Origin of the sequence: Rhodococcus sp. C3V, assembly GCF_029269915.1 — a bacterium.
In the GTDB taxonomy this organism is placed as follows: Bacteria; Actinomycetota; Actinomycetes; order Mycobacteriales; family Mycobacteriaceae; genus Rhodococcus_F; species Rhodococcus_F qingshengii.
Genome location: NZ_JARJBE010000022.1, coordinates 18,161 through 28,819, shown reverse-complemented (window position 1 = coordinate 28,819; position 10,659 = coordinate 18,161). Strand labels below are relative to the sequence as shown.

Genomic DNA, 10,659 nt, shown 5'->3' with positions numbered 1-10,659 from the left:
TCGAATGTTCTCTGCGCAGGCATCAGCGTTAGGTCGAGATACCGACGAGCCCGAGAATCCAATTGCCGATCCCCGTGGCCGCCGATTCCGATGTCGCGATACCGAGGTAGGCAAGCCCGAACAACCCGAGTCCGCCGACGGTGAAGACCCGCGACAAATTGCCCTTGAGCCCGCCGACGAGAACCACACACGCGAGGGCGATGAGGATGGTGAAGACGATGTTGTCCTTGATCCAGGCGCGCAGACCACCGGTATTGACGTCCGTCGACTGCGCGAAGGTCACCGCGTCTGCGGCGAGCGGTGGATGCGTCGCCGGGATCGACACGTCGATCACGGTGGAAGCAAGAGAAAACATGAGCACTCTCCAACACAGTGGTGAAACCAGACCCCACGAATGTGGTTGCGCGGAAACGTAGAAGAGTGGTGGTAGGAATTTCAATGCGACCTGTGGATAACTTTTCGGCCTCCGCAGTTGGCGCGTCTGTCGATCAGCGCTGGTGCGTGTCGTCGCGTGGGGTGTGTGTTCAGGTGTCGCGATTTAGCCGTCGGGGATCTTTCGGCGATCGCGGGAACGACCTCGAATGCAGGGGGAGTGCGGCCACGGAACGGTCTTCGGTGCGGGTGTCCGCGGGAGACTTCCCAGACCTCGACGGGAGGGTTCCTTCAGTGGAGCGGCAGAGAGCTGTGAATGGGCATGGTCGACGGACCCGTCGCAGACCGTGGCGATCGACACGTGTCTCCCTCGTTGTGCTTCGTGGTCTTCGTCCGCCTGAAGAACCTGGCGCAGAACCTTTTTCGGAACGTGTCCGCCCGCTGTGCGAGTCGCCCTTGCTCGAGCTTGCTCGAGGCACCCGCGCCGTGGCCATGATCTGAAGTTCGAAGAACGGGTCCCCGCCACCACCTGCGTGGTGTGCATGCGCTGCATGCATGGCGTGTTCAGCACGCACACGCAGCAGGCTGCGCACCCGTGCTCGAACAGTCCCGCATCGAGGGTGCCTGCAGAGGTCGCGGACAGAGGTGGAATTCAGGGGTCCGATTCACCCTTCCCCTTCGGGGTCACTCCCCCGGCCCTTCGGGCCTAGGGGGAGTGTACGTATCAAAATTGCTTCGCGCCAAGATATTTCAATCAACTGCTGGTCAGGGTCCTGTACGGAGTATCCCCGGATCATCCTGGCGCGACGCCTGCCGCGGTGTCGTCCACACCGCTATCGGCTGTTCGAGCGCCGGGTTCGGTACCCCGCGAAGCGAGGCGTTCGAGAGCCCTGCAGGGGTCCGCGAACAGCGACGCAGGAAGACAAAAACCACTCGAGATGTACATCGTCATCGGGCCTGTGGTGTAGGTGGTTGAACAAGTCCCCAAACGGTGTAGCGGCGATGCCGTCGCGGGTCCTGCGATCGGTAATGCGCAGCGTCACAAACAGAACCAGCCGCGGGTAGAGGCGATGGGTGTCTATCGCGCCCCGGAATCACCGATCGGGCATGTGACGCACGCTCCAGCCACGCACCCGCGAAACAAGTTATCCACAGGCGGGTTGAGGTTGGATCCCGCGCTCTGTGACAGTGCACCCCACACACCCCGGCGCCGACCGTCGCGGACTGGATTCGAGTGAGAGGAGTAGACGGTGAGCAGAAGCCAGCAGGACCCGCTCAAAGACTTTCTCGTCGACCTCTTCGGCTCCGACAAACCCCACGCGCGAACAAGCGGTGCGGGGGAGTCCGCCATCCGCCCGTACAGGGCGTGGGCGCCTTTCGCCGTCATCGCAACAACACTCGCGTTTCTCGCGCCGCGACTCCTCGAACTCACCGAACAACTCTCGAACCCACAGCTCGACAGCGCAGTCTCCGCAGTCCACCAATACCGGTGGCCACTCGTCGCCCTCACTCTCGGCCTGCTCGCCTGCGATATCGCACGGTTCCTCACCCACCGTCACCGCGCCGGACTCGACGCCCAAATCCGGCAAAGCACCCGCCACACCCCGATCAAAATCACCATCGGATACCCGCCCGGCATCACCACCCCGCGCAACGCCACCATCACCCTTGCCCGCGGCGCCATCATCCGACCGAAAGAACTCGACGAATTCACCACCGCAGTACGAGCTTCCGCGAGCCGGCACACCAGCAAGTGGACCTACACCGTCGTCCACGACGCCCACCGCGACCGCATCCGCATCACCCGCACGCTGACTCAACCCGACCTCCGATCACCGCGGCACAAGGCACTGGCGAACTCCCTCAAAGACGGACCGCTGAAAGAGTCGGCCGTGAGCGTCGCCTCGCTCGACGACGGCGTCGAAACCGCCTTCAAGATCACCTTCACACCCACCCTCTCCAGCGGAGCACGCGGATTCCAGAAGAAGGTCGACGAAGCCCTCGCCGCCCTCGCCGGCGAGCACGAATCCGGCCGCACCTGGGCCACCGACTGGTTTCCCTCCGAGGGCTATCTCCTGATGAGCCTGCGCGCCCCACTACCCACCCGCGTCGATCACCCTCTCGAACTCGTCGACGAGAACCTGCGCCACCTGCCCTACGCGACGGCCGCATCGGAGGTGAACATGTTCTGGGACATCTCCACCAAGTCGAACAAACCTCACTGCCTGATCGTCGGACCCACCGGCGGCGGCAAGACATCGGTGATCCGCACCCTGCTCACCGAAGCGGCACGACGAGGAATCCCGTTCCTGGGCGTCGACCCGAAAATGATCGAACTCGACGGACTCGAGGGCTACCCCGGGTGCGCCGCCATCGTCTACGACGCCGTCCGCTCCGCGATGCTCGTGCGTGCCCTGCACAGCGAAATGATGGCCCGCAACCACTACGTCCACGTGAAGAAGATCGAGCCGTCCCAACTTCCGCTCCTGATCGCCGTCCTCGACGAGTTCTTCATCCTCTCCGGCAAATGGCAGCGCCTCTCCAAAACCGGCGACGACGAAACCCGCGAACTCCTCAAAGAACTCGACCCACTCGGGGCGTGGGCCGATCTCGCCGTCCTCGCACGCTCGGCCGGCATCCGGCTCCTACTCGGTGTGCAACGACCCGACGCGTCCCTCTTCGGCGGCGCCTCGGGCAACGCGCGCGACAACTTCGGCACCCGCATCTCCCTCGGCAACCTCTCTCAGGACGGCGCGATGATGCTGTGGGGCGACTCGCAGATCGGCCGCGAGATCGACACCTCCGTCCCCGGCCGCGGCGTCGCCCTCGGCAACGACGGCGTGCCCGTCGATGCGCAGATGTGGTGGACACCGAACGTCGACCCGCACCCCAACAAATGGAACCAGCTCTCGACCTCGGAGAAGAAGATCATCGACGGGCTACGGCCCCAGCAGGAACCGCGCATCGCGTTCTACTCGACCGAACTGCGCCACTTCATCGAATCCGAACGCTCCGTCGCCACAGCGGCCCGCGCCTACGGCCGAGCTCCCGAGCCCACCGTCCTCGGCCACCACGACGACACACCTGCTGCCGACGCAGGGGACGACTTTGCCGACGCGATACCTGCCTCCGCGGTCACGCAAGGAATGACCGTCCTCGTCGACGACGGACACGGCAAGGAACACCCTGTGACCGTCGCCGCGGTCACCGTCATCCGAGACAAAGACAGCGGCGCCGTCACCGAAACCACCCTGACCTTCCACGGCGCCGGACGGGTCAAGAACCACATCACCTACGGACCCCACGAAGTCGTCCTGCTCCCTGAACCTGACACCACTGCAGCCGCGCCCTGACCCCGCGACCCGACTTCGCTGACACACCTGCACAACCCTCACTCGAAAGGTCCACCCATGAGCCGCCGCATCTCCCAATCGATCACGCCCACCGCCGACGACATCACCGTGCTGCGCAACCCCTTCGCAGCCCCCAAAGGGGGCGGTGACCCCGTCATCACCGAACTACGCCGCGTCCTCAAAAACGCCATCCCCAGCTGGTTGCCGAAACTCAGCGAAGACCAGGAACTGACCGCTCCGCGGCTCGACGAAATCAAAAGAGCCGTCGCGACCCGTCGCCAGATCATCGAAGTACTCCCCGACGGCAAAGCCCGCGACGACGCCCTGGCCGCCCTCGACAAGGCCGACACCATCGTCCTCGAAATGGACACCGAACTCTCCGGCGTCGGAGCCTTCACCGGAACCACCGCGTGATGTCGACCCTTGCCATTGAAATCACCTCCGAGCGAACCGCACTCGTGAGCGGGGCAGGGGACGAGAAGGTGGAACTGTCCGCCGCGAACGGGCAGTCGATCCACGCGGTGATCGCACAGTTCAGCCGACAGCACTCCGCCGACGCAGGCTCACCCGTCGAGGTCACCGTGCAGGAAGCGGGCCGCTCCCGCCAACTGACCGTCGCCCCGGACGGGAAGGTGGCGCAATCGCTGCCCACCGGACCCATCCCCGCACCCGCCGACACACCACAGACGCGGCCGGATCACCGCGTGGAGGAACCGGTCACGATGGCGGTGACACCCCTCGGTGACTCACCGCTACCCGGGGGAGCGGACACTCACGCTCGACAGGTGACCGCGGCGCGCACAGCGACCTCGACATCAGTGCTCGCAGCACCCGAGATCGCGCCAGGCTCGCACGAACCCGCCCGCACCGGACTACGAGGGCGGCTCAACACCGTCCTCAACCTCCGGATCGCCCCGAAACCCGAGTCCGCCGAAATGCGCCACCGCGCCGCCATCGCAGCCATCACCGTCCCCCTCCCGGGGTTCTCGATCGTGACCATCGCCAACCCGAAAGGCGGCGTCGGCAAAACCCCACTCGCGGTAGGGCTGAATGCGATCATCGCCGAACACCGCGGTGCCGCAACCACGGTCTGCGTCGACGTCGCCGATGTCGGCGGTAGCCTCGCCGACCGCGTCAGCATCCCGCCCCGCGACGGACATGACGTGCTCGCACTGATCGCCGCCGAGGCAGCCGAGCCCGGCAGCATCCGCCCCTCGGCGCTCTCGCAGTACCTCACCCGCCAACCATGCGGGGACGACATCGTCGCCGGCAACAACGGCGCCCACGGATCCAGTCTCGGCTACGAGGACGCCCACGCGGCGGCACAGATCTTGTCCCAGCACCGCGAGATCCTCATCGCCGACACCGGCAACAACCGCCTCGCCGGCAGCTGGCACTGGGCAACCAGCCACGCGGACGTCCTCCTCGTACCGGTACCGCTCCGACGTGACGCTGCCGCAGCCGCGCACCGCATGCTCCTCGACCTCGCCGCGACCGCCGGTCCGGCGATGATGGCTCGCACCATCGTCGTCATCACCGACGGACCCGGGGACGCACCGATGGTCGAAATCGACGCTGTCGACGCCTTTCTCGATGCCGGAGTCCATTCGGTCGCCCGGATGCCGTTCGAGCCGCTCTTCGCTTCCGGCGAGCGCATCTCGCCCTCGAAACTGCGGCGCAGCACCACCGAATCCCTGACCGTCGTTGCCTCGACGGTCATCGATCTCATCGCCCACGCCGCTGACTGACCCCGTATCAGCTGGCGCCGCACACCAGACCCCGCCGGCACCCATCCGCACCCTCCTCAACGAAAGGCACCACATGAGCACCGACACCACCGAAGGAAACCGAGCAACCCGCCGCGCACACCAACACGGCCGACACCGCCGCCGCCCCCTCGCCCGCCAAAGCGCCATCGCAGTCGTCGCTGCCGCAGCAGTTGCCGCCGGAATCACCCTCGCACCACCGGCACTCGCAGCGCCCGGGCAAGCCGGCATCACCGACGGAGGAGGACAAGCAGGCATCAACGACGGCGGAGGACAGTCCGGAGTGACCACCGAACCCACCCCACCGCCGGCCACAGAACCTCCAGCCCCGACCGAGCCCATCTACTGGATCGACCCACCCGCGCAATACCAGCACATCGACTACCAGCCGCTACCGAACTGGGACTACGACACCAACACCTACACACCACCCACCTACACCGACACCACCCCGACCGACTACACCCAACTCCATCTCCCCGGCCCCGTCGACGTCGTCGCACCGATCATCGCCCCCCGCGACACCCTCCGCATCGGAACATTCCACATCGCACAACCGAACTGGGTCTCCGACGTCGACCTCGAACGGACCAACAACACCACCGCCATCATCGAATCCGGAGTCGCCACCGGCTGGAACTCCCTCGGTGTCCCTGTCGACAAAGCCAGCCGCGACGCCGCCACCCAAGTCGGCGGTACCGCCGCCGGAGCACTCGCCGGAGGAATCGGCCTCGCGACCCCGTTCGCCATCGGAGGAGCACTGATCGGCGGCACCGTCGGCGGAAACATCGGCCTCGGACTGGGCAACGTCTTCGTCCCCGGAATCGGCTGGGTAGCAGGCGGTCTCGCCGGAACCGCCGTCGGCGCCGGTACAGGCGCACTCCTCGCCGGCACCCCCGCATTCGTTCTCGGCGGACTGGGCGGAGGAATAGCAGGATTCACCGCCGCCGTCGCGTACGGCGCAGGTGAACTCGGCGAACCCGTCGAAATCGAGGTCCCCGACGTCGACCAACCCGTCGTCACCAGCCAGACCCAGGACACACTCGCCGACTGGGAGAACGCCGGCCCCATCGGTGAGGCCGTAGCCACCACTGTCCGCGACACCGTCGCCGCTGCCCCTGCAATCGACCAGCAGGCCCGCGACTTCGTCGCAGCCCAGCCCGGAGGCGAGCAGTTCATCGAACACGTCGACACCGCACTCACCGACTTCCTCACCAACGCCACCCCCGGCCTGGCGTCCTCGCTGATCAGCGACGCAGTCGGCGCGGGTATTCCGGCGTAAAGCTCGCACGATCAGAACCGTTCAGGGCGGCCGGCAACGCGCCGCCCACCCTGAGCTTGTTGACGTGTCACTGCAGAACCAGGCGCGAGCACCGAAAGGACGACAGCGATGACGAACACGACAAGGCACCCCGCAGTGATCGACCTACTCGGCGGCACGCCCCACGGCGCAGCCGCGGACACGACTACAACAGTCACCGCGCCCACGCCTCCGCCAGCGCCGAAGCGGCCGCGCAAGAAGGATTCCCGATCGCCCCTCCTACACTACGTCGCTGCCCTGATTGTCGTGGTCGTACTGCTCGGTTGGCTATCCCTGCGTCTCCTCTCCGGCAACGACGAGCGCGCACAGGCAAGAATCGCCGACGAGACAGACACCTCGGAAACGGCACCCACCCTCGACGTCACCCCACCCGCTCTCGCCACTGCACCCACGACTGAAACCGATCCCACCGCATGCCGCACCGACCCCGGCGACCAGAAAAGCGGCCCCGGAGTCATCGCAGCATTCGAACACGCCTACTACGTCACCCGCTCCGGAACAGCCGCCCGTGCACTCACCACCCCCCACACCTCCCTGCCGGCGAAGGAGAAGATCCAAGCCGGAATCGACACCGTCCCAACAGGAACCACCCACTGCGTGCGCATCACACCGATCTCGGCCGGTATCTACTCCGTAGCCCTCACCGAAATGCGACCCGGCCAACCGCCCGCACAGTTCCCACAGACCATCACAGCCAAAGAACTCGACGGTCGCTGGTTCGTCGACGTCATCAACTGAAACCGGCACCAGTTCCACACTCGCCAAGGAGATTACGTGAACACGAGAACACTGATCGCGGGCGATACATCCTCGCCCGTCATCTTGCACGTCCCGCACGCCTCACGCGTCATACCACCCGAGATCCGCTCGTCACTGACCGTCACCGACTATCAACTCGCCGCCGAACTCGACGAGATCACCGACGCACACACCGACGTGATCGCACAGCACGCCGCGCAATCAGTGACACCGCAGCCGTGGACACTGCGTAACGACCTCTCGCGCCTGGTGATCGATCCCGAACGATTCCCCGACGAGCGCGAAGAACTCAACGCCGTCGGCCGCGGCGCGGTCTACACCCGAACCTGCAACGGAGACGTCCTGCGCAATGTCGACAGCGCCACACGAGACGCACTGCTCGATAACTACTTCCATCCCTACGCCGCCGCGATGTCCGACCTGGTGACGGACCGCGTCGCCGCCACCGGCCGCGCCGTGATCATCGACGTCCACTCCTACCCGACATTGCCGTCGGCGTACGAGCTGCACCCAGATGGCCAGCGTCCCGCGCTATGTATCGGCACCGACCCACACCACACGCCGCCCTGGCTTATAGAGGCCGCCTACGCCGCGTTCTCCCCGCTCGACGACATCGGCACGAATACCCCATTTTCCGGCACGTACGTACCACTCGACCGCTACAACACCGATCCCCACCTGTACTCGGTGATGATCGAACTGCGCCGCGACCAATACCTCACCGAGAAAGGCGAACTCGTCGACATCGCCGCCGAAAACCTCGGAGCCATGCTCGGCCGCCTCGTCGCCGCGGCCGAGCGGGGGAGCCGATAGATGTGCCAGAAGTACCCCGGCCCCCGCTGCACCCCGCACGTGCGAGCACGACTCGACAGCGCCCGCCGACGGCACTATTCCGCTCAGGCAGTGTTCGACGCGAACCCGGCGATCACCCGTAACCGGCAACGATTGGCCGCTGCGAAAACCAACCTCGACGCCAGATCCGCCGAATACGACGCGACCCCCGGCGGTCAAACCGAGTTGCGCACTCAGCTCGGCGCGGAGGACGATCCAGGTAAGCGAGAAAAGCTGCAGCATCGCCTCGAAACAGGCAAAGCGCGACGTCAACAGCAGATCAGGTCAGTCTCAGGATTCACCCACGACGATTCGAAGGACAATGGCCATGGCCACGAACGAGACACCGACCCTGACACAGGAGCAACGCGAAGCGTTCTGGCGTCGCAGAGGATGGACGCCGGAACTGCCGGACAACGCACGGGCGACGATCGAACAGGAATGGGACGATCTGGCGATCGAGGAAGCCGAAGCCCACGGCTTCTGATCGGTGACCGCGAGGTCGTTCCCACACAGGTCCACACGCTCGATACCGTTCGGGCCAGTCAGCTCCGACGCAGAGGAGACAGCACTCCGGACCTGTACGAGTTGGCGTCCTCCGACGCCGACCTCTACCGGCAGCAAATGGAACAGCTCAAAGTCAGTAACCGCTTCGCCTCATCCGTACACATCTACAGCGATGACGAATACGCAAATATGCGGCTGTTCGTGACGGACGACGGCCGTTCCGGCATCGCACTCAACGACGACGAAATCGTCTCTGCTTTCTCTCATCGAGACAGCAAATATCCAAGCGCCGCGAAATCCATGCTCGCCGTTGCCGTCCAGCAAGGTGGACGACGACTGGACTGTTTCGACACGGCACTACCGAGGATCTACTCCGAGGCTGGATTCGTCCCTGTGGCCCGCCTGAAGTGGAACGACGATTACGCACCCGACGACTGGAATTACGCCATCTACAGCCGATACAACGGGGGACGTCCCGACGTTGTGTTCATGGCCCACAATCCCGCCGCCTTGGACTCACGATACGTGCCGGGTTCGGGACACCATGTGGACTCGTACGACGACGGTATCAATGCAGTCCGCGCCCTAATACGTCGGTGACAGCCGAAATCGCCGAAGACTTCGGATACGTGCAGTAGAAAGCACTGCCGACCAAGATTTGTCGTCGCTTGTTATCGACCGTGAATGCCGATGGGCCCGCCCAGCCAATTGGGTGTGTCTTAGGAATTCGTCAGGCTGCTGGATCGTGCACACGATGTCAACATGGTGTGTGCCCGCACCGGGCGAAATGACGATGGAGGAGTAATGGCCCGGACGATGACGGAAATCAGCGAGATGATCAAGGAGAGTCGACTACGTTGGGAAAACGGCGGAAACGCATCCGCCGCGGTCGAGATCGTATTGGATCGGGAGCAGATTGCGGCAGACAAGCGTCGCGAGTGGTGGACGGAGTTGTCCCGCGCGGCGATCGCTCCGGTCTTGGCCGCTGCGTGGCTTATTGTGCCATTCGCGACGGGCAACGCGTGGATGCCGATTCTGTTGGCAACGGTGCCGGTACTGATTGCTGCTTTGCTTCTTTCTTTGCCATCTGGTCTTCGGGAGTACGACCTGCTTGCGATGTTCTGGGACGTTCGATCAGCGGGTCGGCGGTGGAGGTGGCCGCGCGCGACTTACCATGACATCGAGCGGAAGTTGACGCGGAGTGGCGGGCTTGGCGAGATGGAGTTGCTTTACAAGCAGCGAGATTCGATCGCCCAGTCTCACACCGCGGCTCTCCTGAGGGTGCTCCTACCGTTTCTCGCCGGAGGTTTGACCACTATCGTTGTCAGAGATCTGTTCGCAATGAAAAATATCTTCGGCGCGTCCATCGTTGGGTTAGTGACCTTGGGGATGATTCTGGTCTCGCTATACCTCACTCGTGGCTTCCAGAAATGGCCATCCGTGACGACGAGAGAGGGACGACTACAGGACTCCGAAATGGCCACTAAGGGACTGCGGCGATCCAACTTCTGATGCTGGACACAGACGACACTCTGCCCATACAGCACATACACGGGTCGCGTGCTCTTCTCTTACCGCGTGAGTCCAGGTAGCCAGTCGAGTAGACAGTGGGTATCCGAACTCGATCCAGCGAAGGCGAGCTTCGATTCGTGGATGTACTGAATGCCTTTGATGTTCAACCTTTATTCACCGCAGCGGGGCACGGCCCCGGACAGTGATTACACGTAGGGAATATGCGACGAGGAGGCGT

The 10,659-nt window shown here is 64.3% G+C and carries 9 protein-coding genes; 8 read left to right on the top strand and 1 reads right to left on the bottom strand.

Annotation, left to right across the window (positions count from 1 at the left end; genetic code table 11):
• Nucleotides 1-28 precede the first annotated feature (28 nt).
• Nucleotides 29-355, bottom strand: coding sequence for a hypothetical protein (locus tag P3G66_RS30225; protein ID WP_113683832.1), 327 nt, complete (start codon nt 353-355; stop codon nt 29-31).
• A 1,267-nt stretch (nt 356-1,622) separates the two neighbouring features.
• Between P3G66_RS30225 and P3G66_RS30220 the strand changes: the two genes are divergently transcribed.
• The 8 genes from P3G66_RS30220 (at nt 1,623) to P3G66_RS30185 (ending at nt 10,421) form a co-directional block, all read left to right on the top strand.
• A complete protein-coding gene (locus P3G66_RS30220) occupies nt 1,623-3,725 on the top strand; it encodes an FtsK/SpoIIIE domain-containing protein (RefSeq protein WP_276117655.1) in 2,103 nt (700 codons plus the stop codon).
• Nucleotides 3,726-3,782: 57 nt separating this feature from the next.
• Nucleotides 3,783-4,139, top strand: coding sequence for a hypothetical protein (locus tag P3G66_RS30215; protein WP_007728275.1), 357 nt, complete (start codon nt 3,783-3,785; stop codon nt 4,137-4,139).
• The gene (locus P3G66_RS30210; protein WP_276117654.1) at nt 4,139-5,473 is read left to right on the top strand and encodes a ParA family protein; all 1,335 of its coding nucleotides are present in this window, start codon (nt 4,139-4,141) and stop codon (nt 5,471-5,473) included. The genes P3G66_RS30215 and P3G66_RS30210 overlap by 1 nt, the downstream gene beginning before the upstream one ends.
• Nucleotides 5,474-5,546: 73 nt before the next feature.
• Nucleotides 5,547-6,773 (top strand): insoluble domain protein, encoded by a 1,227-nt coding sequence (locus tag P3G66_RS30205; RefSeq protein ID WP_276117653.1) that lies wholly within the window; start codon nt 5,547-5,549, stop codon nt 6,771-6,773.
• 108 nt (nt 6,774-6,881) lie between these two features.
• On the top strand, nt 6,882-7,550 hold the full coding sequence (locus tag P3G66_RS30200; protein WP_276117652.1) for a hypothetical protein: 669 nt from the start codon (nt 6,882-6,884) through the stop codon (nt 7,548-7,550).
• A 36-nt stretch (nt 7,551-7,586) separates the two neighbouring features.
• Nucleotides 7,587-8,384 (top strand): N-formylglutamate amidohydrolase, encoded by a 798-nt coding sequence (locus P3G66_RS30195; protein ID WP_276117651.1) that lies wholly within the window; start codon nt 7,587-7,589, stop codon nt 8,382-8,384.
• On the top strand, nt 8,385-9,509 hold the full coding sequence (locus P3G66_RS30190) for a hypothetical protein (RefSeq protein WP_276117650.1): 1,125 nt from the start codon (nt 8,385-8,387) through the stop codon (nt 9,507-9,509).
• A 216-nt stretch (nt 9,510-9,725) separates the two neighbouring features.
• Complete coding sequence (locus tag P3G66_RS30185; RefSeq protein ID WP_276117649.1) at nt 9,726-10,421, top strand: hypothetical protein; 696 nt, start codon at nt 9,726-9,728, stop codon at nt 10,419-10,421.
• Nucleotides 10,422-10,659: the final 238 nt, after the last annotated feature.